The organism is Henriciella mobilis, assembly GCF_003576315.1.
Lineage (GTDB): Bacteria > Pseudomonadota > Alphaproteobacteria > Caulobacterales > Hyphomonadaceae > Henriciella > Henriciella mobilis.
On sequence record NZ_QWFZ01000033.1, the window covers coordinates 69,472 to 91,491 of the forward strand.

Annotated in this window: 30 protein-coding genes; 22 read left to right on the forward strand and 8 right to left on the reverse strand. The window is 63.7% G+C overall.

Annotated elements, in window-relative coordinates; translation table 11 throughout:
• Positions 1 to 13 precede the first annotated feature (13 nt).
• Both D1227_RS15010 and D1227_RS15015 read left to right on the forward strand, forming a co-directional pair.
• A complete protein-coding gene (locus tag D1227_RS15010) occupies positions 14 to 1,594 on the forward strand; it encodes a flavin monoamine oxidase family protein (protein WP_119405198.1) in 1,581 nt (526 codons plus the stop codon).
• Positions 1,595 to 1,603: 9 nt separating this feature from the next.
• Entirely contained in the window at positions 1,604 to 2,152 is a 549-nt protein-coding gene (locus D1227_RS15015; protein WP_119405199.1) for a RidA family protein, read from the forward strand.
• Between the two features lie 19 nt (positions 2,153 to 2,171).
• Here the strand turns inward: D1227_RS15015 and D1227_RS15020 are convergent, their stop codons facing one another.
• The 4 genes from D1227_RS15020 to D1227_RS15035 all read right to left on the reverse strand — a co-directional run bounded on the left by D1227_RS15020 (position 2,172) and on the right by D1227_RS15035 (position 5,542).
• Positions 2,172 to 2,867 (reverse strand): hypothetical protein, encoded by a 696-nt coding sequence (locus D1227_RS15020; protein WP_119405200.1) that lies wholly within the window; start codon positions 2,865 to 2,867, stop codon positions 2,172 to 2,174.
• 125 nt (positions 2,868 to 2,992) lie between these two features.
• The gene (locus tag D1227_RS15025) at positions 2,993 to 3,850 is read right to left on the reverse strand and encodes a hypothetical protein (protein ID WP_119405201.1); all 858 of its coding nucleotides are present in this window, start codon (positions 3,848 to 3,850) and stop codon (positions 2,993 to 2,995) included.
• 24 nt (positions 3,851 to 3,874) lie between these two features.
• On the reverse strand, positions 3,875 to 4,201 hold the full coding sequence (locus D1227_RS15030; RefSeq protein WP_119405202.1) for a c-type cytochrome: 327 nt from the start codon (positions 4,199 to 4,201) through the stop codon (positions 3,875 to 3,877).
• A 30-nt stretch (positions 4,202 to 4,231) separates the two neighbouring features.
• Positions 4,232 to 5,542, reverse strand: a complete 1,311-nt coding sequence (locus D1227_RS15035; RefSeq protein ID WP_199288333.1) for an MFS transporter — start codon at positions 5,540 to 5,542, stop codon at positions 4,232 to 4,234.
• 158 nt (positions 5,543 to 5,700) lie between these two features.
• Between D1227_RS15035 and D1227_RS15040 the strand changes: the two genes are divergently transcribed.
• Both D1227_RS15040 and D1227_RS15045 read left to right on the forward strand, forming a co-directional pair.
• The gene (locus tag D1227_RS15040) at positions 5,701 to 6,300 is read left to right on the forward strand and encodes a YqaA family protein (RefSeq protein ID WP_119405204.1); all 600 of its coding nucleotides are present in this window, start codon (positions 5,701 to 5,703) and stop codon (positions 6,298 to 6,300) included.
• An 89-nt stretch (positions 6,301 to 6,389) separates the two neighbouring features.
• On the forward strand, positions 6,390 to 7,592 hold the full coding sequence (locus tag D1227_RS15045) for a serine hydrolase domain-containing protein (protein WP_119405205.1): 1,203 nt from the start codon (positions 6,390 to 6,392) through the stop codon (positions 7,590 to 7,592).
• Between the two features lie 8 nt (positions 7,593 to 7,600).
• Here the strand turns inward: D1227_RS15045 and D1227_RS15050 are convergent, their stop codons facing one another.
• Entirely contained in the window at positions 7,601 to 9,583 is a 1,983-nt protein-coding gene (locus D1227_RS15050) for a putative bifunctional diguanylate cyclase/phosphodiesterase (protein WP_119405206.1), read from the reverse strand.
• Positions 9,584 to 9,787: 204 nt separating this feature from the next.
• On the opposite strand from D1227_RS15050, the gene D1227_RS15055 reads away from it, so the two are divergent.
• From D1227_RS15055 to D1227_RS15065, 3 genes are all read left to right on the forward strand, one after another.
• The gene (locus tag D1227_RS15055; RefSeq protein WP_233350133.1) at positions 9,788 to 10,708 is read left to right on the forward strand and encodes an Hsp33 family molecular chaperone HslO; all 921 of its coding nucleotides are present in this window, start codon (positions 9,788 to 9,790) and stop codon (positions 10,706 to 10,708) included.
• A gap of 111 nt (positions 10,709 to 10,819) precedes the next feature.
• Positions 10,820 to 11,839, forward strand: coding sequence for an NADP-dependent oxidoreductase (locus D1227_RS15060; protein WP_119405208.1), 1,020 nt, complete (start codon positions 10,820 to 10,822; stop codon positions 11,837 to 11,839).
• Positions 11,836 to 12,162 (forward strand): hypothetical protein, encoded by a 327-nt coding sequence (locus D1227_RS15065; protein ID WP_119405209.1) that lies wholly within the window; start codon positions 11,836 to 11,838, stop codon positions 12,160 to 12,162. Before D1227_RS15060 ends, D1227_RS15065 begins: the two co-directional genes overlap by 4 nt.
• Here D1227_RS15065 and D1227_RS15070 read toward each other — a convergent pair.
• Positions 12,127 to 12,774, reverse strand: coding sequence for a 1-acyl-sn-glycerol-3-phosphate acyltransferase (locus tag D1227_RS15070; RefSeq protein ID WP_158586669.1), 648 nt, complete (start codon positions 12,772 to 12,774; stop codon positions 12,127 to 12,129). The two genes, D1227_RS15065 and D1227_RS15070, sit on opposite strands and share 36 nt — an antisense overlap.
• A gap of 108 nt (positions 12,775 to 12,882) precedes the next feature.
• Entirely contained in the window at positions 12,883 to 13,032 is a 150-nt protein-coding gene (locus tag D1227_RS20065; protein ID WP_199288217.1) for a hypothetical protein, read from the reverse strand.
• Positions 13,033 to 13,125: 93 nt separating this feature from the next.
• On the opposite strand from D1227_RS20065, the gene D1227_RS15075 reads away from it, so the two are divergent.
• The 4 genes from D1227_RS15075 to D1227_RS15090 all read left to right on the forward strand — a co-directional run bounded on the left by D1227_RS15075 (position 13,126) and on the right by D1227_RS15090 (position 16,284).
• A complete protein-coding gene (locus D1227_RS15075; RefSeq protein WP_233350132.1) occupies positions 13,126 to 14,376 on the forward strand; it encodes a DNA-packaging protein in 1,251 nt (416 codons plus the stop codon).
• Between the two features lie 168 nt (positions 14,377 to 14,544).
• Positions 14,545 to 15,657 carry a phage portal protein gene (locus D1227_RS15080; protein ID WP_119405211.1) on the forward strand — a complete coding sequence of 371 codons (1,113 nt, stop codon included), beginning with the start codon at positions 14,545 to 14,547 and terminating at the stop codon, positions 15,655 to 15,657.
• A complete protein-coding gene (locus D1227_RS15085) occupies positions 15,654 to 15,881 on the forward strand; it encodes a hypothetical protein (RefSeq protein ID WP_119405212.1) in 228 nt (75 codons plus the stop codon). Before D1227_RS15080 ends, D1227_RS15085 begins: the two co-directional genes overlap by 4 nt.
• Entirely contained in the window at positions 15,874 to 16,284 is a 411-nt protein-coding gene (locus tag D1227_RS15090) for an HK97 family phage prohead protease (protein WP_199288334.1), read from the forward strand. Before D1227_RS15085 ends, D1227_RS15090 begins: the two co-directional genes overlap by 8 nt.
• 10 nt (positions 16,285 to 16,294) lie before the next feature.
• On the opposite strand, the gene D1227_RS15095 is transcribed toward D1227_RS15090, so the two are convergent.
• A complete protein-coding gene (locus D1227_RS15095) occupies positions 16,295 to 16,507 on the reverse strand; it encodes a hypothetical protein (RefSeq protein ID WP_119405213.1) in 213 nt (70 codons plus the stop codon).
• 71 nt (positions 16,508 to 16,578) lie between these two features.
• On the opposite strand from D1227_RS15095, the gene D1227_RS15100 reads away from it, so the two are divergent.
• The 11 genes from D1227_RS15100 (at position 16,579) to D1227_RS15150 (ending at position 22,015) form a co-directional block, all read left to right on the forward strand.
• On the forward strand, positions 16,579 to 17,757 hold the full coding sequence (locus D1227_RS15100) for a phage major capsid protein (protein WP_119405214.1): 1,179 nt from the start codon (positions 16,579 to 16,581) through the stop codon (positions 17,755 to 17,757).
• A 75-nt stretch (positions 17,758 to 17,832) separates the two neighbouring features.
• Complete coding sequence (locus D1227_RS15105) at positions 17,833 to 18,036, forward strand: hypothetical protein (protein ID WP_119405215.1); 204 nt, start codon at positions 17,833 to 17,835, stop codon at positions 18,034 to 18,036.
• A gap of 62 nt (positions 18,037 to 18,098) precedes the next feature.
• Positions 18,099 to 18,644 (forward strand): head-tail connector protein, encoded by a 546-nt coding sequence (locus D1227_RS15110; RefSeq protein ID WP_119405216.1) that lies wholly within the window; start codon positions 18,099 to 18,101, stop codon positions 18,642 to 18,644.
• On the forward strand, positions 18,641 to 19,072 hold the full coding sequence (locus tag D1227_RS15115) for a DUF3168 domain-containing protein (protein ID WP_119405217.1): 432 nt from the start codon (positions 18,641 to 18,643) through the stop codon (positions 19,070 to 19,072). The genes D1227_RS15110 and D1227_RS15115 overlap by 4 nt, the downstream gene beginning before the upstream one ends.
• A complete protein-coding gene (locus D1227_RS15120) occupies positions 19,072 to 19,491 on the forward strand; it encodes a phage major tail protein, TP901-1 family (RefSeq protein WP_119405218.1) in 420 nt (139 codons plus the stop codon). The genes D1227_RS15115 and D1227_RS15120 overlap by 1 nt, the downstream gene beginning before the upstream one ends.
• A complete protein-coding gene (locus D1227_RS15125) occupies positions 19,488 to 19,778 on the forward strand; it encodes a GTA-gp10 family protein (protein ID WP_119405219.1) in 291 nt (96 codons plus the stop codon). The genes D1227_RS15120 and D1227_RS15125 overlap by 4 nt, the downstream gene beginning before the upstream one ends.
• Positions 19,762 to 19,956 carry a phage tail assembly chaperone gene (locus D1227_RS15130; protein WP_119405220.1) on the forward strand — a complete coding sequence of 65 codons (195 nt, stop codon included), beginning with the start codon at positions 19,762 to 19,764 and terminating at the stop codon, positions 19,954 to 19,956. The genes D1227_RS15125 and D1227_RS15130 overlap by 17 nt, the downstream gene beginning before the upstream one ends.
• The gene (locus D1227_RS15135; RefSeq protein ID WP_119405221.1) at positions 19,943 to 20,320 is read left to right on the forward strand and encodes a phage tail tape measure C-terminal domain-containing protein; all 378 of its coding nucleotides are present in this window, start codon (positions 19,943 to 19,945) and stop codon (positions 20,318 to 20,320) included. Before D1227_RS15130 ends, D1227_RS15135 begins: the two co-directional genes overlap by 14 nt.
• Positions 20,317 to 20,937, forward strand: a complete 621-nt coding sequence (locus tag D1227_RS15140; RefSeq protein WP_119405222.1) for a DUF2460 domain-containing protein — start codon at positions 20,317 to 20,319, stop codon at positions 20,935 to 20,937. The genes D1227_RS15135 and D1227_RS15140 overlap by 4 nt, the downstream gene beginning before the upstream one ends.
• 8 nt (positions 20,938 to 20,945) lie before the next feature.
• On the forward strand, positions 20,946 to 21,587 hold the full coding sequence (locus D1227_RS15145) for a DUF2163 domain-containing protein (RefSeq protein ID WP_119405223.1): 642 nt from the start codon (positions 20,946 to 20,948) through the stop codon (positions 21,585 to 21,587).
• A complete protein-coding gene (locus tag D1227_RS15150; protein ID WP_119405224.1) occupies positions 21,584 to 22,015 on the forward strand; it encodes an NlpC/P60 family protein in 432 nt (143 codons plus the stop codon). Before D1227_RS15145 ends, D1227_RS15150 begins: the two co-directional genes overlap by 4 nt.
• The last annotated feature ends 5 nt before the right edge of the window (positions 22,016 to 22,020 follow it).

Below are 22,020 nucleotides of genomic sequence, written 5' to 3' on the forward strand. Positions count from 1 at the left end.
AAGGGGGAAAGACATGACGGGGAGCTTGTCGAGACGCGATGTCATCTGGAATTTTTCCAGGGTGATGGGGCTGGCGGGGGCCTATGCCGCAATGGAAGCCCTCGGCTTTGTGGGAGATGCCGGCGCTTATTCCGGACCTCCGGCAGCGCCGTCATCGCTTGGCGCCGGACGAAGGGTCGTCATTCTCGGGGCCGGCATTGCCGGGCTTGTATCAGCCTGGGAACTGAAAAAGGCTGGCTACAGCGTCACCGTGCTCGAGGCCCGCAACCGGCCGGGCGGGCGCGTCTGGACCGTAAGGCGGGACTCGATCCTGGAACATGATCATCTGCCCGCCCAGCGCTGCCAGTTCAGTCCCGGGCATTATTTCAATGCGGGGGCCGCCCGCATCCCGGCCGTACACACAGGCATCCTGTCCTATTGCCGGGAATTCGGCGTTGCGCTCGAGCCGCATGTGAATGAAAGCGGCAGTTCGAAGTTTGTAAGCTCGAGCGTTCGCAACGGACAGCCGCTCCCCCACAGGCAGGTGGTCAACGATATCCGGGGCGGTGTCAGCGAGTTGCTGGCCAAGGCCGTCGGGCGCGGCGCGCTTGATGGAGAGATGACGGCCGAGGACAAGGACCGTCTGCTGTCTTTCCTCAACATCTATGGTGCGCTGGGCAATGGCGGCACATATGAGGGCTCGAACCGCAGCGGCTACGACCTCGAACCCACCATCCTCAATGCGCCCAGCAAGGTGCGCGCGCCCATTCCCCTGTCCGAGCTGATCGGCGATCCGACGATTGCCTTCAATCTGATGTTCGGCCAGACCATGTTCCAGCAGGCGACAATGATGCAGCCGGTCGGGGGCATGGACACGATCCCCTACGCCTTTGCTGCCCGGATGCGCCGGGACATCCGCTACGGTGTGCAGGTCAGCCACCTGACCCGGTCGGAAGAGGGCGTGCGCGTGCTCTTCGACCAGAAGGACGGAACGGGCGGCGCGATTGAAGCCGATTACTGTATCTGCACGCTGCCGTTTTCCGTGCTCAGGCACATCAACACGACATTGTCGGCGCCGGTCAAAGCGGGGATCGCGTCCTTCGATTATGACGCCGCTGGCAAGGTGGCCTGGCAGTCAAAGCGATTCTGGGAGACGGACGACCACATCTATGGCGGGCTGTCCTATGTGGACACGGACTCCAACCTCGCCTGGTATCCAAGCCAGGACTTCCATGCGCCGGAGGGGGTTCTGGTGGGCACGTATAATTTCGTCGGCCAGGCTGAGACATTTGCGGGCATGTCACTCCAGGACCAGTTCGCTGCGTCCCGGGCCTCGGTCGAGAAAATCCACCCGGGCAAGTCCGTGCAGTTGCAGCGGCCTGTCGCCGTCAATTGGGGACGTGTGCCGTATACGATGGGGGCCTGGGCGCATGAGGCATTCGGCGGCCCGCCCGTCGATCATGACACGCCTGAGGTCCGCGCGGTTCAGGCCGGCGACGGACCCATTGTCTTCGCCGGCCAGCATCTGAGCCCGATAGGGGCCTGGATGGAAGCGGCCGTGCGCACGGCGCATAATGCCGTCGGTCAGATCCACGAAAGAACAAGAGCAAACTGAGAGGAAACCATGTCCATCAAACGCGCCCATATCGCTGGCGGCCTGATCACGGGCGCCATGATGCTTGCCGGTTGCGGCGGAGCTGAGCCCGAATTGCAGGCGGCCGAGCCCGGAACGCCCGGCGTCATCAACCGCATCGCCATTCCCGGCTCGGATTTCCCCATCTCCATGGCGGTCCAGATATCGTCAGATGCAGAGATCCTCTATGTCAGCGGGATTGTTCCCCAGGTCGTCGATACGGAAGCTGACCCGAACAGCCGCGAAGCCTATGGCGATACCAAGCGGCAAACGGAGACCGTGCTGCAGGCGATGAAAGAACGGATGGAGGCGGCGGGCTGGTCGCTTGGCGATGTGGTGATGATGCGCGTCTACCTCGTGGGCGATGAGGCGACCGGCGGACGGCTGGATTTCGCGGGCTTCATGGAGGGCTATTCGCAATTCTTCGGCACACCGGAGCAGCCGAACAAGCCGGCACGCGCCGTGGTCGAAGTGGCCGGGTTGATCCGCCCGGGCTGGCGCGTGGAGATCGAGGCGCAGGCGGCCAGGATCCCCGACTAGGCTGCCGCGGCCCGGCGCTTCAGAACTGGCGTGAAAGCCAAAGCCGGACATCATTGTCCGGCGCATCGCCTGACGTTCCGAAGAGGTTCCCGGCCGTCCAGGTCCAGCTGCTGCTGCCGAGCGGACCGGAGAGCGTTGGCCCGATCTGGCTGTCCTGTCCGCCGGTGCCGAAATCCTCGCTTGTGCCAAGATCGAAAAAGCCGAGCAGGGCAATGCTGTAGCCGTCGCCGAGCCTGGTGGACGCGCTGGAGCGGCCCTCGAAGACAATAGCGTCGTCGGCATTGCCGCCAAAGGCGCGCTTTGCGATGAGCTGCGCGCGCAATTGAAGACCATTGTCGAAATTCCAGCGGTTCAGCCAGTGAATGGCAATCCTCTCGGAGTCGGGCCCATTGGAAATCCGCCCGTCAAAGCGAACGCCGCTTTGCCAGAACCTGGCAGTCTCGGGGGTCAGTTCGAAAAGCAGTTCGGCATTGATGTTATCGAAGCGCAAGTCGCTGCCGGGCTTGTCTTCCCAGCGGGCATTCAGCTTCAGGCTGGAACGCGCATTAAGGGCGAAACCGTAGTCGAACCGATGGGCATAGCTGTCGCCGGAGCCGTTCTCGCCGGGTGTCCAGCCGAAGCGGTAGCTCACCACTTTGCGGTCGTCAGTTACGACTGGCGAGGAGACCGATGAGGTGTTCTGGGCGGCGGCCCCTGTGGCACCCGCAATGAGCATTGCGACGACCGGAGCTAACCTTTTACCTGTTCGATCAATGAGAACGCAGTTCATGGAAAACGCCCAACGGAAACACCTTGCCGGGGCTAGTGCTGTGACAGTTTTGTGTCAATCATTTCGGCGCCTTAGCGCAGGGCAGAGACCATGGCGCGCGTTGCGGCCTGTTTCATCTCCGGGCGCTTGGCGATGAGCCGCGAGAGGCGATGGCGTTCCTCTCGGGTCTTTCCAAGATCGTAGAGCCAGGCGGCCTGCTTCATTGCGCGCAGCTGCTCGGCCGAAGGGGGCTCGGCACCGGTCTCATCCTTGTCCCAGCGCCCGAAATGAAACGAGCGCGTGACCTTGTCATCAGTGTTGGCAATCAGGAAAACGAAGCCGGCGGGCGCCGACACATTCTTGATGACCGCGTCAGGAATCAGGTCTAGCCAGTTCTGGTGCTGCTGCCAGCGCCAGGTGTTCGGGCTGTTCTTCGTGCGCACCTTCAGGCCGATGATCTTCAGCCGCCGCTGGACGGCATTCCAGTCAGTGCCGTCCTCGTTCGCCATCCGGTGGAGGATCTTGACCAGCGCGCCCATCGTGCCGCCATAAGCGATCATGTCGACGAGCGCGGTCGGCCGGTCTGCGGCCGCGATTCGGGCGGGCGACAGGCCGTTTTCTTCGAGGGCTTCCCTGAGCCCCGAGAACTTGTGCGCCGGGATTGCCGCAATCCCCCCTTCGCCTTCCCAGCGCATGGAAAACGGCACAAGCGACAGCGATGGCACGCCTTCGAGGCCACTGAAACAGCCGCAGAGATAGTCATAGAAGTTTTCCGGCGAGCGGCCGATGAAGGCGAGATCGGCGCCGTCGCTCATCGCCAGGATGCGGGCTGCAGACACGCGAAGCGTTTCCAGGTCTTCGGGGTGTGGGCGCCGGAAGCGCTCGGCCTGGTCGATCCAGCTGCCGAGCTGTTCGCGTTTCTCGAAGCTCCAGCGAAACGGTCGAGCCACGCACTACCCCTTCTGTCAGGCCGGTCAGCCCTCGGTCTGAAGGCTTTCCAGGAACGCGATCAGGGCATCGACCTCGTCCGGGTCGAAGCTGAACTCGGGCATGTCGGCATGGCCAACGACGATGCCTTCTGCGAGCGCTTCCTGCAGGCTGTCGATCGGGTAGCGGTCTGACAGGGTGCGGAAGGGCGGCGCGTCTGCATGCGAGCTGTCGGAGGTCGCATCCAGGGCATGGCAGGCCGCGCAATTGGTTTGCGCGATCTCGCGGCCCTGTTCAACGAGCGGCGAGCTGGCACTCTGCGGACCCGAACAGGCGGCAAGGGCGACGAAGACGAACGGTATGGCGACTCTCATGGCCACAGGGTGCCGCAATTGCAGGATTGATCAAGCCTCACTGTCGGAGGCCTGCACTTCTTCAAGGCCGAGCGCCACGACGGCGGCGCCCGCGCTCATGACGGCCAGGACGCCGATGACGGTCGCCACACCGGCCACCTCGGCCAGAAGGCTGAACACGGTCCCGAGGGCCAGCAGCACGCCGATGATCGTGTTCGACAGGGCCGTATAGGCGGCTCTTGTGTCTTGGTTTGCCATATCGACGAGATGGGTGGAGCGGCCAAGCCGGACGCCCTGATACGCAATCATCAGCGCGAAGACGACCAGTGGCAGGGCCCAGACGGCCTGGAGCTGTCCGGTAAAATGCAGGGTCAGTGTCGCCACGAGCGCGAGCGTTGCCGCGAGCGCCGAGAAGATCAGCACCTTGCGGCTCGACCGGTCGGCCAGGCGTCCCCAGACATATGAGCTCAGCAGTGCTGCCCCCGAAGAGGCGATGACCAGAAGGCCAAGCCCACCAAAGGCCGAGGTCGCCGTTTCCGACGCCGACAGGGCCACCATGAAGGGCGGGGCAAGCGCGGTCGAGATGAGCAGGCCGCGAGTCGCAATGAAGCGGCGTAGCTGCGCATCTTCCTTGAGCAGCGAGAGGTTCTTCCAGGCAGCTTTCAGGGGATTGCGTCCGCCCTCTGTCGAGCCGGGCTCTTCCTGAAGCGTGGAGAAGAGCAGCGCTGCCATCAGCCACAGGCCGCCTGCGACCAGAATGGCCGATGGCACGAGTGACGAGCGATCGAAGAGCCCCGACGCCAGGGCAAGGCCGAACAGGATGACGAAGAGCGAAGAAATCGACGCGGCTGTCCCGGTGGCTGTGCCACGGCGTGACTTGGACACGGTCTTGCCGAGGACGTCCTTGTAGGTGACCGAGCAGACGCTTCGCGCCAGGGCGAGAATGGCGAGTGCGGTAATGACTGCAGCGCCCGCAGCCGCGCCTTCTAGCGTCAGCGCGGCAATTGCGATCGATATGGCGGCAAGGCCCTGGACGACGCTGCCGGCGGCCCAGGCCCATTTGCGCTGTGCCAGCCGGCGCAGGCTGGCGGCGGTAAACAGTTGCGGCAGCAGCGCCCCGGACTCGCGGACGGGGACGAGCAGGCCGATGAAAGCGGCCGGCGCGCCAAGATGTGTCAGGAGCCAGGCGAGCACGAGTTTCGGATCGATCAGGCCGTCGGCCGTCTTGGTCGCACCGAGCGAGACGATATGCGTGAGGAAGTTGCGGGGCTGGTGGTTGCAGGCGCTTTCCGGGATGTCGAGGCAGACGCGACCGTCATCCTCGGCGGTCAGCGCCCGGTAGACCTTGTCCAGTGTGTTCATTGACAATCCGGAGTCTCTTTCACTTCCTGCCTCGCCGGGCGGAGGTAGCGCGGCTTTATCAATTAGCAAACCGGCCAGACGCTGGAGGAGTGGAAAATGTTCACGAATTGGCAGCTTCCTGCGGAACGGCTTGATGGTCTTGTCCGTTTGAAAGTCTGATGTCGCATACCGCTTCCCGTCAAAGGTCTTCGCTGCGCGAAAAGGTGTCAGCCTGGGGCAAAGGCCCGTGGTCGTTGCCACTCGCCGTCCTGATCGGTTTTTTCGAAAACACGATCATCGTTGTCCCGATGGAGCCGCTGTTCCTTCCGCTCATGGCCCTGCGCCGCAGGACGGCCTGGCTCGTCGCAGCGGCACTCCTGCTGGGCAATGTTCTGGGCGGCCTGATGATGTACTGGCTGGGCGCGACCTTTGCGGAAGAGGCGATCCAGCCGCTTGTGTCCATGTTTGACGCCGGGAGCGCCTATCAGGAGACAATGGATGGGCTGAAATCGAACGGGTTCACGACGCTATTCATGATCGGCGTCACGCCGTTTCCCTTTCAGGTAGGCGTGGCGGCGGCAGGGGCAGCCGGATACAACCTGTTGCTGTTCACAATTGCGGTGACACTTTCGCGGTCGATCCGCTATTTCGCGCTCGCGGTGCTAGTGATGCTGGTGGGTGAGCGTGCCGAGGAAATCCTGAAGGCGCATGAGCTGGAGCTCGCAGCCGTCGGTATCCTCCTGTTTGCCGGGTTTGTGGTTTACTTCTTCCTGTTCTGACCGCCGGCTTCCCTAGGGCGAGGCTTGCCCAGTGCGATATTCCCGGCGCAATTTGCTTCTGAATCAGAAACTCAGGAGGAAATCTGCCGATGGCTGGAACGGTGAAGGGGTCTTGCGATCCGAAGTTTGCGGAGCTGAAGGACGAGTTCGAGCGGAACTTCGAAGAGCGCGGTGAGGCAGGGGCTTCGGTCTGCGTCAGCGTGAATGGCGAGACGGTCGTCGATCTGTGGGGTGGTGTCGCCGATACGACCAGCGCCGAGCCCTGGCAGGAAGACACGGTTTCCATCGTTTTCTCCTGCACCAAGGCGGCGGTCGCATTGTGTGCCCACATCCTCGTCGACCGCGGCGAGCTGGAGTTGTCCGCGCCCGTTTCGAAATACTGGCCGGAGTTCGCAAAGAACGGGAAGGAAAACACCACCGTCCAGATGATGCTGAACCATGAGAGTGCCATTCCGGCCCTGCGCGAGCCGGTTCGCGAGGGCGGCTTTCTCGACTGGGACTACATGATCAAGCGGATGGAAGACGAGGCTCCTTTCTGGGAACCGGGCACGCGCAACGGCTATCACATGGTGAATTTCGGCTGGACGGTCGGAGAGCTGGTCCGGCGCGTATCGGGCAAGTCGCTCGGGACGTTTTTCGCCGACGAGGTCGCCGGGCCCACGGGCGCAAAGTTCTGGATCGGCCTGCCGGATGGGGTTTCACCGCATATCGCGCCGATCATTCCCTATGCGCCAAAGCCCGACGATCCCCTGTCAGACTTCACAAAGCTGCTGCTATCGGCGCCCGATTCCATTCAGGCGCTCTCCTTCCTCAACAATGGCGGCTGGTCGCCTAATGACCCGGCCGCTCACAAGGCCGAGATCGGAGGCGCCGGCGGGCTGTCGAATGCGCGCGGACAGGTCGCGATGTACACGCCGCTCGCCTGCAATGACGGATCGCTCGTCTCGTCCGAGCGGCTTCAGGCGATGAGCATGGTTTCGACGGCGACCCAGCAGGATGCGACACTTCTTGTTCCCACCCGGTTTGCATCCGGCTTCATGAAGTCGATGGACAACCGGGGGCAGCCGCCCGGGCGCCGGGAATCCGCCGTGATCGGTCACCGTGCTTTCGGGCATGTCGGAGCAGGCGGCCATATCGGTTTCGCTGACCCCGAATGCGGCATGGCGTTCAGCTATACGATGACGCAGATGGGACAGGGCCTGCTGATGAATGACCGCGGCCAGTCCCTGATCGATGCGGCCTACCGGGCATTGGGCTACAAGACCAATGCGCCGGGCGCCTGGTTCCGCTAGGCTGAAGCCTACTGGTTGACGACCGTGCGCAGGGGCGGGCGGTTCATCGTGTCGAACTCGATCTGCAGGACCATGTGAGCATCGCCTGATGAGAGCGGCTTGCTGTAGTAGTAGCCCTGGATCAGCTGGCCGCCGAGGTCGCAGACCAGATCGAACTGCTCCTGCGTTTCGACGCCTTCGACGATGCAGGCAATGTTCAGGTTCTCACAGAGGCTGAGCATTGAGCGCAGGACATTCTTGCTGCGCTCATTGGCGTGCAGGTCGCGTACGAAACTGCGGTCGATCTTCAGGATATCGATTGGCAGCCGGTGCACATAGGCAAGGCTGGAGAAGCCCGTGCCGAAGTCGTCGATGGCGACATGCGCCCCGGAACTGCGGATCAGGTTCAGGACTTCCATCGCGCTTTCGAAGTCGTTCATCACGGCAGATTCGGTGATCTCGAAGATCAGGCGATGCGTCGGGAAGCCAAGCTGGTCCGCGATCGAAAGCAGCCGCATGACCGGTGCTTCGGACGTCAGGCTTGTGGCGGACAGGTTGAAGCTGAGGGTCAGCTCGCCTGGCCAGTGGCGAGCTTCATCCACAGCCTTGCGGAACAGCACTTCGGTCAGCCGCCCGATCATGCCGATATTTTCGGCCGCCTTGATGAACAGGTCCGGGCGAATCCGGCCAAGCGTCGGGCAGGACCAGCGGGCAAGCGCCTCAAGTCCTTTGGTGTGACCGCAGCCAAGATCCAGGACAGGCTGGAATTCCACGCGCATTTCCTTGTCGAGGTCGGCATGCCGCAGGGCCTGTTCCAGGGCGCTGTTGGCGAAGATCAGGCGTTCGTGCTCATGCGAGAAGAAGACCGGTTCGGATTTCGCATTCTGCTTGGCGTAGTACAGGGCATAGTCGGCGCGATCGAACAGCAGGCTTCGGCTGTTGGCTGCAGTCGGGAAGCGGGCCATGCCGACCGTCGCACTCAGATTGGCGGCCCCTTCGTCGAAGGTAAAGGGCGTATCGAACGAAGCGCAGGCCATCCGGGCGATGGCCAGGACATTGTCATCGGTGCCGGGGTTGCGGATCAGCAGGCCGAACTCGTCACCACCGAGGCGGGCAACCGTGACGGGTTGGCCCTTGAACAGTTTCTGAAGACGCGCTGCGGTATCGACCAGCACCTGGTCGCCGGCCGGATGGCCAAAGACGTCATTGATCGGCTTGAAGCCGTCCAGGTCCATCAGCGCCACGACAAATTGCTGGCCCGTGCGCTCATGCTTCTCCACGCACGCGTCGATCTCGGCAAGGAACTGGCGGCGATTGGCCAGCCCGGTCAGGCTGTCCGTATTGGCCAGGCGCTCATTCTCTTCATTCAGCGCCAGCAGCCGGTTGTGCTGCTCACGCTGCACACGCCGCTGCGTGACCATGCGCGCGAAGTCCCGCTCGCTGTGAAGGACCAGCGAGCACAGGGCGACCGCAACCAGGCCCAGATTAAGGGCCACAGCAAGCATGACGGTGCTCTGGAGCGAGATCAGGAAACTGCAAGTGATGACGGTCACAGTCGTGGTGACCAGTATGGACGCCTGTTTTAGGTGCATCAGGCAGAAGGCGCAGGTCAGCAAGGTCACGCCGATGAAGAAGACGATCTGGGCGTGCTGGAGGTCATTGCCGAACTGGTAAAAGGAGAGACCCCAGGCGCAAATGACCAGTCCGGTCGGAAATGACAGCCAGAGCGTCTGACGCAGGCCGCGCAGAACTTCTTCATCTGTCAGGCTGCGATGCCGGACCCTGAGAAAATTTATCGTGCGCAAGGCCGCGAACAGCAGCACCATCACGGGCATGATCACCGACTGCAGGACGGGTGCGACATCCATATGGGTGAATGCGACCGCCAGTGTGTTGATCGACAGGATACCGTACATCAGCGGCAATTGCCGGCTCAGCGCTCTGAAGCGCGCGCGGTTCAGGTCGGTTTCGTTTTCGTCGATCTTCAGAAAGGAACGTAGTTCTTGCAGCACACTTCAGCCCTTAGGGTTGCCCTCAGCGTGTGCTTTAAACCAGTCATTTTAAAGTCGCCTTACAGCGATAGGCCGCATTTCATGAACCGTAGTAAACATTGCAGAAAGATATGCCGGGCGGCAGATCATGTGTTGCCCTGAACTTGTCGAGCCGGACTCAAGCCGCCACATCAGCGCCCAAACCGAAACCAAGGGGAAAGCATTGTGAGTGCCCTCTCTTCCCATCCTGAAGACTTCGTTGCCGGATTCTCTTCGGAGACCTTGCCCGTGGCCGGACGCATCTTGCGCATGGGCAGACGCACCCTGTCGCCCATCCTGCAGCGACATGCCTATCCGGACCATCTCGGCGAAATCCTCGGCGAGGCCTTGATCCTTGCCTCGCTTGTCGGTTCCGGCATGAAATTCGAAGGCCGGGTCATGACCCAGGCCGAGGGCGATGGCCCGGTCTCCATGCTTGTCGGCGAGTACCACAAGAATGGCAACGTCCGCGCCTATTCACGTTTCGAGCAGGAACGCTGGGCCTATCTCGAAAAGGTCAACAAGGGCGAAAAGCCTCACATGCCGCAACTGTTCGGCCCGATGGGCCGGCTTGGGCTCATCATTGTGCACGACCGGCCCAGCGCCCAGCCATACCAGGGTATTGTTCCTCTGGAGAAAGGCTCGCTGCAGGCCTGCGCCGAGGAGTATTTCCATCGGTCCGAGCAGGTGGAGACCTGCCTTGCCATGTCCGTCAAGCGCGACAAGGCCGGACAGTGGCATGGCGGCGGGATGATGATGCAGAGGATCGCGGGAGACGAAGCGCGCGGCGACACCGAGCAGGGATGGCTTGAGGCGCAGGCGCTTTTCAACACGCTGACCCCGGAAGAGCTGACCTCCGAGGAGCTGGCGGCGCCCGATCTTCTGTACCGCCTGTTCCATGAAGGCGGCGTGCGCATGGAGGCCCCGCAAATCCTGAAGGATGAGTGCACCTGCAATGAGGAGCGCTTGTTGGGGACCCTGTCCGGCATGGCGGACGAGGCCTTGCACGACATGGTCGAGCCGGACGGAACGCTGAAGGTTGATTGCCAGTTCTGCGCCCGTCACTACGACATACCGATCGAGGCTGTCACAGGCGCCACGAACTAGCGACAACCCCAACCGGATCGAAGAACAGGCGGACCCGGCGTCACGTCTCGTCACTTGCGTTGCGCGCTCCTAAGGTGGATGAAACACCGGAATATCAGGAGGAAGACTCGCATGGCTCGGACAAACAGGATCTGGAAACTTCGCAAGCGCCCGGTCGGCGATGTCAGTGAGGGCGACCTTGAACTTGTTGAAGAGCCGGTGCCCGCGCTGAATGATGGGGAGGTGCTGCTTCGCACCGTCTACCTGTCTCTCGACCCGACCAACCGGATCTGGATGTCGGACCGCGACCAGTACATGCCGCCAGTCGAGATTGGCGACCCGATGCGTGGGGGCGGGATCGCCATTATCGAGGAAAGCCGGTTCGACGGCCTTGAGCCGGGCGATATCGTCAATACCGGGCTCGGCCAGTGGGCGCTCTATCTGGTCAAGCCGGGCAATGAGGTAAACAAGCTGCCTCAGATACCGGGCCTGCCGCTGACGGCCTTCATGGGTCCACTCGGCATGACGGGGATGACGGCCTATTTCGGCCTGATGGACATCGGCAAGCCCCAGCCGGGTGAGACCGTCGTCGTATCGGCAGCGGCCGGCGCAGTCGGCTCGATGGTCGGTCAGATCGCCAAGATACAGGGCTGCCGCGCCGTCGGCATCGCTGGCTCGGACGAAAAGTGCAAATGGCTGACAGACGTCGCCGGGTTCGATGCGGCCATCAACTACAAGAAAGAGGATGTCGGCGCGGCCCTCGACAAGCATTGTCCGGACGGGATCGACGTCAATTTCGAGAATGTCGGCGGAGAGATCATGGACACGATCCTGACGCGCCTGAACGACTTTGCCCGGATGCCGCTTTGCGGCCTGATTTCTTCCTACAATGCGACGGATCCAGTACCTGGCCCCTACAATTTCTCGATGCTGCTGATGCGTCACGTGACGCTGAAGGGCTTTATCGTGACCGACTATATCGACCGTTTTCCGGAAGGCATGCAGGCGATGGGCCAGTGGCTTATGGAGGGCAAGATCAAGTTTGAAACCGATTTCGTTGAGGGGCTGGAGAATGCTCCGGCGGCGCTTGATCGGCTTTTCACCGGCAAGAACCTCGGCAAGCTAGCGGTCAAGGTATCGGAGCCTGGATGAAGCCGCTCCTGCGCATCGCCTGGCTTGCGGTTTTCCTGATCGGATTTTCGGTTCTCGTCAGCCTGCAGTTCATGTGGTTGCCCGTTGGCAGTGATGTGCTTGGATTTGTGAGGCTCTGGCTGCCCATCGCGGGCGGACTGATCTTCGTGCTTGGATACATGTTGCCGCGCGAGCCGGCTGTCTGGGCCGCGCCGCTGCTCGCCTATCTGGTGCCTGCGGCGTGGTTCAGGCGAGCAGAATTCGTCGATCCGCTCGCAATCCTGTTGCTGATTGCCGCGTCGGCCGCGTCAGCCTTTGTCTTCCGGCGGTATCTCTCCACCTGACGGTTCCTCTCCAGGAGCCTCGCCGACTGAAAAGCGGCCGGCATGCCTGCCTTCAGCGCCGGCATAGTGCGCCTGGATGCGTGGAAGGTCGGCCTCGTAGTCGCCGGTTGGCTGGATGATGCCGTCGATCCGGATTGTCCGCGACCCATAATCCAGAACCGAGACGATCAGGGGCACGCCAGCTGCCATCGCAATTCGGTAGTAGCCGCTCTTCCACTCCCCGGCCCGCGCGCGCGTGCCTTCCGGGGCGATGGCGAGGATCATCCGGTCGGCGTCTGCGAAAGCCGCAGCCATCTGTTCGACCACGTCACTGGCGGACGTCCGGTCCACAGGCACACAGCCGAGCCATCTGACCAGCCCGCCCAGCGCATGGTCCGTGAGGGACTTCTTGCCCATCCATTTCAGCTTGATCTGGTAGAGGCCTGCCGCCGCGAGCATCCAGAATCCGTCCCAGTTCGACGTGTGGGGCGCGGCGATCATGACGGCCTTAGGCGCGTCCGGCCAGTCGCCGCGAACCTTCCATCCGCCTACCGCAAGCACCAGCCGGCAGACCTGCCGCCAGACCGGCGCGAAGATGGATTTCGACGCCGCCGGACGCGCCCGCTGTCTCAAAGAATCGCACGCTTGAAAACCATCGGCGCAGACTGCGCTCATATACCGGGGCACGCCAGCAACCAGGCCGGGAATGGCCTGTTGATTCTCCCTTCCGGAGAATTCCGCCTACTTCTTCTTCACCGCACCCTGCAGGGTGAAACTGAAGGCGAGCGAAAGGATCAGCGGCACCCAGATCGGGAGCGTTCCCAGCCCGGGCGCTTCAAGCGCCGCAGCCAGATGATCATCGACACACCACCAAAGCAGGAACAGAAACATGCTCTTCGCCCTCCAGTCTTGCAGGCATGATAACCGGCCGTGCGAAGCGGGCAATCCGTCCCACCCTCCGGTGCCACCAGCTATTGCCCGTTCATGACCGATCTTCAGCCGCGCGCCCGCCCTGGGCTGCCTTTCCTGCTCAGCGCGCGCGGCGTGCAGTGCGATCCGCCGGGAGACTGGCGGACCTGGCTGTTCATGGGCGGGCGCGGCTCCGGCAAGACGCGGGCCGGTGCAGAATGGGTGCGCCGCCTCGCCCTGTTCGGTGGGGCGCGGCGGATTGCGCTCGTCGGGCCGACCTTCAGCGATGTACGCGAAGTGATGATCGAGGGCGTGTCGGGCCTGCGGGCGATCGTGCGTCCGGGCGAATTGCCGCCGTATTACCAGGCCTCCCGGCACCGCCTGATCTGGCCGAACGGGGCTGCGGCCTACGCTTTTTCTGCGGAGGATCCGGATGGGCTTCGCGGCCCTCAATTCGATGCCGCCTGGTGTGACGAGGCGGCGGCCTGGCGCAATGGACGCGATGTCTGGGACATGCTGCAGATGACGCTCCGGCTTGGCACCAATCCACGCGCCATGGTCACGACGACACCAAAACCCGTGCAGCTCATCCGCCAGCTGGTGAAGGATCCGTCTGTGGCTATCACGCGGTCGTCGACGCGCGCCAATGCCCAGCACCTGTCGCCAGCTTTCCTGAGCCATGTCGAGCGAACCTATGCCAACACCAAGCTTGGACGCCAGGAGCTGGATGGCGAATTGCTGGATGCGCCGGAAAGCGTGCTCTGGACGCGTGCCCTTATCGACCGGGTGACGCTGGGAACGGTCCCGGGCCCGTTGTCCGACGTCATCATTGCCGTCGATCCGCCAGCAGGGACCGGCCTCCAGGCCGATGCCTGCGGTATTGTTGCGGTTGGCCTCAGGCGTATGCCGGGTGCGCCGGATACCGCTTTCGTCCTTGGAGATGCGACAGTCCGGAGCCTGCCGCCGCATGAGTGGGCCTCCCGTGTGGTTTCCGCCGCCAGCCGGACGGGCGCCAGCCGTATCATCGCCGAAGCCAATCAGGGCGGGGAGATGATCCGCAGCATCCTCTACAATGCGGGCTGCCACCATCCTGTGACACTGCGCCATGCCCGGCTGTCGAAGCATGCTCGCGCCATGCCCGTCGGGGCGCTCTACGAGCAGGGCCGGGTTTTCCACATCGGTGGCTTTCCCGAACTCGAAGAAGAGATGATGGCCTTCGGCACTGCCGCGATGAAAGGTTCGCCCGACAGGGTCGATGCGCTGGTCTGGGCCGTCACCGCGCTGCTACTCGATGACCAGGGCGAGCCGAGCATTCAACGCCTGTGAGCCTCCCGATGGAGGAGCGATGAACAATCCTCCCGCCAGATATCCCGCAATGACGGGCAGGTTCCGGAAAGCGTCAGACCGCAGAGGCGGCCCGTCTAGTCTCACCATCATCGAGACACACCGGGAAGGACGGCATCGCTGTCTGCCCTGAAGCCGGAGACATCGTGCATGAAGTGGCCATGGCAAAGCGCGGAAACCCGCTCATCCTCATCGCTTGTCGCCCTTGCAAACCTGCCGACGGGGCAGTGGGGCCGCATGGATGCGGGGGCGCTGATGCGCGACGGCTATATCGGAAACGCCGTCGCCTATCGCTGCGTGCGAATGATTGCCGAGGCGGCTGCCTCCATTCCGCTAGCCTGCAATGATGATGACGCCGCGCAGCTGCTCGCCCATCCTTCGCCCGACGAAGCCGGACATGTGTTTCTGGAGCGCCTCTATGGAGACCTGCAGATCACCGGCAATGCCTGGGCCGAGGCTGTTACGCTGGCGGGTGATGCCCAACCGAAAGGCATCTTTCCGCTTCGTGCCGATACGGTCCGCGCCGAAACGAGCGCGCAGGGCGCCCTGACAGGCTGGGCGGTCCGCCAGCGCCGCGGGCAACGTATCATCCAGCATGAAGCTGATGGCTGGAGCCCGGTGCTTCACCTGAAGCTCTACCATCCGTCCGATGGCATTTACGGCCTCTCGCCGCTGGCCGCCGCGCGCAAGGCGCTCGACCTGCACAATGGCGCCGCTGCCTGGGCCAAGGCCCTCATCGACAATGCGGCTCGCCCGTCTGGCGCGCTGGTCTATGGCCGTGATGGCGGGTCCCTGACCCCGGATCAGTTCGACCGTCTGAAAGCTGAACTGGAAGCGACCCATACCGGTAGCGCGAATGCGGGCCGTCCGCTCCTGCTCGATGGCGGGCTGGACTGGAAGCCGATGTCGCTGACGCCGGCCGACATGGATTTTGCCGGGACGCGCCACGCAGCCGCCCGCGAGATTGCGCTGGCCTTCGGTGTGCCGCCGATGCTGCTCGGTATCCCCGGCGACAACACCTACGCGACCTACCGCGAAGCCAACATCGCCTTCTGGCGCCTGACGGTCCTGCCGCTGGTGCAGAAGGTGGCGAGTGCGCTCTCCATCTGGCTGTCGGCCCGGTTCGAGGACGTCGTGATCACGCCAGACCTCGATGAGGTTCCAGCCTTCGCGGCTGAACGCGAGGCGCTCTGGTCCCGCTTGGAAGCTGCGAGTTTCCTGACCGATGCCGAGAAACGCAAGCTGGCGGGGGTGGATGAATGATCGAGAAGAAGCTGACGGCTGGCTTCCTGCTGGCCATCGCGATCCAGACGGGCGGCGCGCTGGTCTGGGCCGGGGCGGCGGCGGAGCGGATATCCACGCTTGAGCATCGCGTTGAGCTGTCCCGGCCGGTCGCCGAGCGCCTGGCCCGCGTGGAGACAGAACTCGGCGCGGTGAAAGACCAGCTCGACCGGATAGAGACACGGCTGGAGCGCGCCGATGATTAGCGCGCCGGTGCTTATCGAAGGCTATGCGGCCGTGTTCGGGGCCGTGGACCTGTCGGGCGACGTGGTCCGGGCCGGCGCCTTTGCGCGCAGCCTGAAGTCCGGTCCTGTGCCGATGCTGTTGCAGCACCGGCAGGGGGCCATCGCGGGCCGTTGGACACGGGTCATCGAGGATGGACGCGGGCTTTTCGTCCGAGGTCTGATCGAGCGGCCAGGTGCGCAGACTCTGGCCAGGGCTGGTCTCGACGGCCTGTCCATTGGCTTTCGGGCCCGGCTCTGGACGCCGCGGGTAGGGGGCGGCCGTGACCTGAAGGAGGTGGACCTCGTCGAGGTCTCGCTGGTCGCCGAGCCAATGCAGCCGCTTGCCAGATTCAAACAGTTTGGAGCGGCCGCGCGGGCGGCGTGAATGCGGAGAATTAGAAGCCACCTCCGAAATTTGTCGGATCTGAATTGGGGCGATTTTCGCCCTTCGGCAGAGCCTCTCCGTAAGAGCCGAGTACAACCCAGGCGATCGCCAAGATGAGCGTCAAGGCGCCACCAATCGACGCCGAGAGATAACCACCTTTGGCGAATGAAATCGCCGAAACGATGAAGCTGAATATCAGCATTGGGACGATGAAGCGCTTCATTCGCGAAGAGTAGATCAGTTCAAACTGAATTGGAAATATTGGCCGCGCGGGCGGCCTGAGAAAGGAGAAAAATGACCAAGGAAACCAAGATGGCCGGGACGGACGTGAAGTCGCTGGCCGCCGACATGATGGCCGCATTCGAGGCCTATAAACAGGTCAATGATGCCCGGCTTTCGGAGATTGAATCGAAGGGGGCGGCCGATACGCTTCTTGATGAGAAGCTGAAGAAGATCGACCGCCGCCTCGACCAGCTGAGCCTGAAGGCCGCCCGTCCGGTGGACGGCGCTCCGGCTAGCGAGGCTGAGGGAGAGCGTTCGCAGGCCTGGTCTCGCTACCTGCGAACCGGCGACGAGAGCGGCCTGTCGCGGCTTGATGTGAAGGCCCTCACGGCCGGGACCGATGACCAGGGCGGCTACACGGCCCCGCCGGAACTCGACCGGCTGATTGAGGCGCGGCTGATGCAGGCTTCGCCGATGCGCCAGATTGCGAGCGTGCGCCAGACCTCAGCGGGCGTCTATCGCAAGCCTGTCAGCCTTGGCGTCGGTGCGGCATGGGCGGGCGAGGAAGACGCACGCACGCAGTCCACGACGGCCGGCTTGAGCCTGCTCGAATTCCCGGCCGGCGAACTATACTCCATGCCGGCGGCGACACAGACCCTGCTTGAGGATTCCTACGCAGACGTCGATGAATGGCTGGCCGACGAGGTCGAGGCGGCCTTCTCCATCCAGGAGAGCGCGGCCTTTGTGAACGGCGATGGCGACGGCAAGCCGAAGGGCTTTCTCGATTACACCATTGTCGCCGAGGCCTCGCATGCCTGGGGCCAGATCGGCTCGGTCGCGGGGGACTTCACCGCCGCCGATGCCGGTGACCAGATCATCGACCTGATCCAGACGCCGAAGTCGCAGTTCCGGTCGAATGGCCGCTTCGCGATGAACCGGCGCACGGTGGCGGCCGTCCGCAAGCTGAAGGACGCGGACGGGCGCTATCTTTGGCGGCCTGGCATGAATGGCGAGGCGCAGACCATCTTCGGCTATCCGGTCACGGAGCTGGAAGACATGCCGGATATCGGAACGGGCAATGCTGCCATCGCCTTCGGTGACTTCCGCCGCGGCTATCTCATCGCCGACCGGCAGGGCGCCCGCGTGCTTCGCGATCCATATTCGGCCAAGCCCTACGTCCTTTTCTACACGACGAAGCGCGTGGGCGGCGGCGTCCAGAACTTCGATGCCATCAAGGTGATGGTGTTCTGAGCCTGATCCTGGCCGGGGCGGGCGATGCGCTCGCCCGGCTTTTCCGTTCAAAACGAAACCATAAGGAACAATGCCATGTTTGAATCCATCGCCGTATCGCTGCTGCGCCAGGCCGCTCTGCTGACCAAGCCGCAGCAGGACGAGTTCACCACGCGGATCGCCGAAGCCATCGCCACGCTCGTCAGCTCGACCGGGACACAGATTGATGACGAGCTTCTGCGGTCGATCGGCCTGCCGCTCGGCGGCGCCGTGATCGAGAAGCTGCAGGCGCTGGTCTAGACCACTATCCGGCGGGCGTACGGCCCGCCGGTCCATCCCTCCAACACAATCAGGTATCGACCATGACACTGACGGTGCTCACACCGCCAGGCGAGGAGGCTTTGCCGCTCGCCGAGGCAAAAGCCTTTCTCAGGATCGGCCATGACGGCGAGGATACGCTGGTCGCTGATCTTGCTGCCGGCGCCCGGGCGCGGCTGGAAGAAGCCGCCGGCCTTGCACTGGTAACACGGACGCTGCGGCGGACCTGTTACGCATGGCCGACGTCGGTGATGCGGCGCGGGATTGCCCTGCGCCCCGGCCCGGTGGTCTCGCTGACTGGTGTTCGAACCGTTGATGCAGGTGAGGCCGCCACCGACCGCTCCGACCGGTTCCAGCTGGCCGCCGGACGTCTTTGCCTGAGACCCGGAGCCGCGCTCCCCACACTGTCGTCAGGTTCGCGGGTCGAGATCGATTTCACGGCCGGCTTCGGCGCGGCATCAGAGATACCCGATGACCTCGTCCATGCGCTCAAGCTGATCCTGCTGGATGCCTATCGCCGCAATGGCGAGGTGGGCCTGCCGCAAGAGGCGAAGGCGATCATCGCCGCGCGCCGGGAGGTGCTGATATGAGCGCTGACGGCATGATCTGGTCGGCCGAGGCCGCCCTGGAGCGCGCGGTTCTGATCGCCCTTCGCGCCGATACCGACGTTCAGGCAATCTTCGGCAATCCGGCCCGGATCTTCGATGATGAAACGCCGGAGCCGGCCTTTCCCTATGCCGAACTCGAGCGCCATGAGGTCGAGGGGCGCGGTTCGGCCGGCGCCTCGGGCCATGCCCATACGCTGAGCTTCGCCATTCATTCGCGAGATGGCGGGCGGGCGGCAGCCAAGGAGGCCTTAGGCGCCTTGCGCGCAGCTTGCGAGCGCATGTCGCTGACGCTGTCTGGCCAGCGGGTTGTCCTCATCCAACCGGTCTATTCCGACGTCCTGCGCGCGCCGGACCTTCGCAGTTTTCGCGGGCTCCTCAGGGTCCGCATCATCACAGAGGAGGCAGCCTGATGGCAGGCCAGAGAGGACGCGATGTCCTGATCAAGATTTCCGATGGCGGTGATCCGGAGACGTTCGTCACGCTCGCCGGTATCCGGTCCAGCCAGTTCGATCTCAACCAGCAGCCTGTCGATGCCACCAGTGCGGACAGCCCGTTCGGATGGAGGGAATTGCTGGCGGGCGCTGGGTTGAAGAGCATGCGGGTGCGCGGGCAGGGCCTGTTCAAGGATACGGCCAGCGATGAACGCATGCGCAGCGTCTTCTTTGCGGGCACGATTGCACGCTGGCAGCTCATCGTCCCCGGGCTCGGCAGCTTCACCGGTCCGTTCCAGATCGCCCAGATGAACTGGGGCGGGACCCATGACGGCGAAGCGACCTTCTCGGTTGACCTGCAAAGTGCCGGCGAACCTGTCTTCGGAGCAGCCTCATGAACGGGGCACGCGGCGAAGCAGCGATCGAGATCGATGGTAGGCAGCACCGCCTTTGTCTGACGCTGGGCGCTCTGGCGGAACTGGAAACGGCATTTGGCTGCCGGACCCTCTCTGAACTTCAGACCCGACTTCGAAGGCTCTCTGCGAGCGAGCTTTCAACCGTGCTCGCCATCCTGTTGCGAGCAGGTGGTGAAGCTGAGGCCGCCGCAAATCTGACCGGCGCTGCCCTCAGCCCGCTGGCTGCGGCGACGGCGATTGCGGAGGCCTTCCATGCTGCCCTGGGCTGACATGTTCCGCCAGGCTGTCGCGATGGGGCTTTCGCCCCAGGATTTCTGGGCCTGCTCGGTCCGCGAGTGGCGCTGGCTTTCAGGCGGCCATGAGAGCGGCCTTGTCCGGCAGCACCTGAATGAGCTGATCCGGCAATTTCCTGACAAAGAGGAGGTCCCTTCCAATGGAACCGTATGAAGACCAGCTTCAGCGCGCGGGCGACGCCCTGCAGGCGCTGGCCGACGGCCCGGGCAAGGCGGCTGCCGAAACGCTCGAGGCGGCGTTTGGCGATGCCAGCCTGCGGATCGAACAGGCGCTTGCCCGGGCCGCCCGCAGCGGCGAGCTCGATTTCTCGAACATGGCCCGCTCGGTCCTGGCCGACCTTGCCCGGATTGCGGCCGAAGCGGCGCTCGCGTCGGCCGGGCTCAACCAGGCGGGTCGATCGATGACGGTGAACCTGTCGATGCAGGACGCGTCGCAGGCTCATGCGATCTCCGGATCGGGAAGTGAGCTGTCGAAAACGATCGCGCAGGCGGTCGCGCGGGGAGGGCGGTTCCTGTGAGCGGTTCGGCATTTGATGATGTGCGGTTTCCCCTGCCGGTCGGCCCCGGTGCGAGTGGGGGGGCGGCGTGGCGAACGGATGTCGTCACACTCGCCAGCGGCACGGAAGTGCGCAATGCGAGATGGGCCGGTTCGAGGCGGCGTTGGGATATTGCCAGCGCGGTGTGTTCAACGAGCGACCTTGCCGTGCTCACGGCCTTCTTCGAAGCGCGCATGGGCCGGCTCCGCGGCTTCCGGTTCCGCGATCCGGCAGATCATTCGAGCGCCATGCCGGGGCAGGCGCCAGGCCCGCAGGACCAGTCCATTGGTATGGGCGACGGAGCGACGGACACCTTTCAGCTGGGCAAGGCGTATGGCGGACTGGTCAAGGCTGTCACCAAGCCTGTCGAAGGCACTATCAGTATCGCCGTCAATGGTGTCCCGCAGGCCACCGGCTGGAGTGTTGACTGTCTTACCGGCGAGATCGCGTTTGATACGCCGCCCGCCAATGGCGCCGCATTGACCGCCGGTTTCGAGTTCGATTGGCCGGTCCGGTTCGATACCGACCGCCTCGACATCACCCATGAGCTGATCGGCGCAGGGCGCGCCGTCAGTGTTCCGATCATCGAAATCCGCTGAGGTAGACCATGCGACTGATCGATGAGGCCTTCCGGGGCCGCCTTGCGCAATCTGTCCTGACGACGTGCTTGTGCTGGAAGCTGTCCAGAGCCGACGGTCTGACTGTCTGCCTGACCGAACATGATGAGCCTGTCGTCTGGAGCGACGAGACCTATCAGCCGGGCGCGGCTATTGAAGGCGGGCGGTTTGACCTCGCGGGCGGCCTGAAACCCGGGCGGGCCTCAGGAGCGGGCGCGCTGGCGGCCGACGCCATCTCTGAGGCCGATCTGGCGGCAGGCCTGTGGAATCGGGCTCGCGTCCACGTCTACCGCGTCGACTGGCAGGCCCCGGCTCTCGGGGCGCTCGTCTGGACCGGCTATCTCAGCGAAATCACTCATCGCGAGACCGGTTTCGAAGCGGAGCTGGTGTCGCTCAAGGCTGACCTCGAACGCCCCGTCGGGCGAACCTATTCGCGCCTCTGCGATGCCCGGTTGGGAGACGCGCGTTGCGGACTGGCCGGGGTGGAGGGGCAAAGCTGCGACAAGCAGTTTGAGACCTGCCGGGACGTGTTCTCGAACGTCTCGAACTTCCGGGGATTCCCGCACATGCCGGGGCCGGACGCGCTACTCGCCGGGCCGGGGGCGAATGGCAATGACGGCGGCAAGCGATGAGGCGGGCCGATATCGTCGATACGGCGCGCGAATGGCTTGGTACGCCCTATCAGCATCAGGCCAGCCGGAAGGGCGTGGGGACTGACTGCCTCGGACTCCTCCGTGGCGTCTGGAGAGCGCTCTGCGGAGCCGAACCGCTTCCAGTGCCGCCTTATGCGCCCGATTGGGCAGAGCTGAAGGGCGAAGACGCCTTGCTGGAGGCGGCGCGCGAAGTCCTCGTTGAAGTCCCGGCCGGCAAGGCTGCGGAGGGCGATGTCCTGCTGTTCCGGATGGTGCAGGGCGCGCCTGCCAAGCATTGCGCCATCGTCTCTGCGCCGGGCCGGATCATTCACGCCTATTGGGGCCGCTCGGTCTGTCAGACCCGGCTTGTGCCCTGGTGGGAGCGGCGGATCGCGGCCGCATTTTCGTTTCCCGGACTGGAGGACTGACGAAG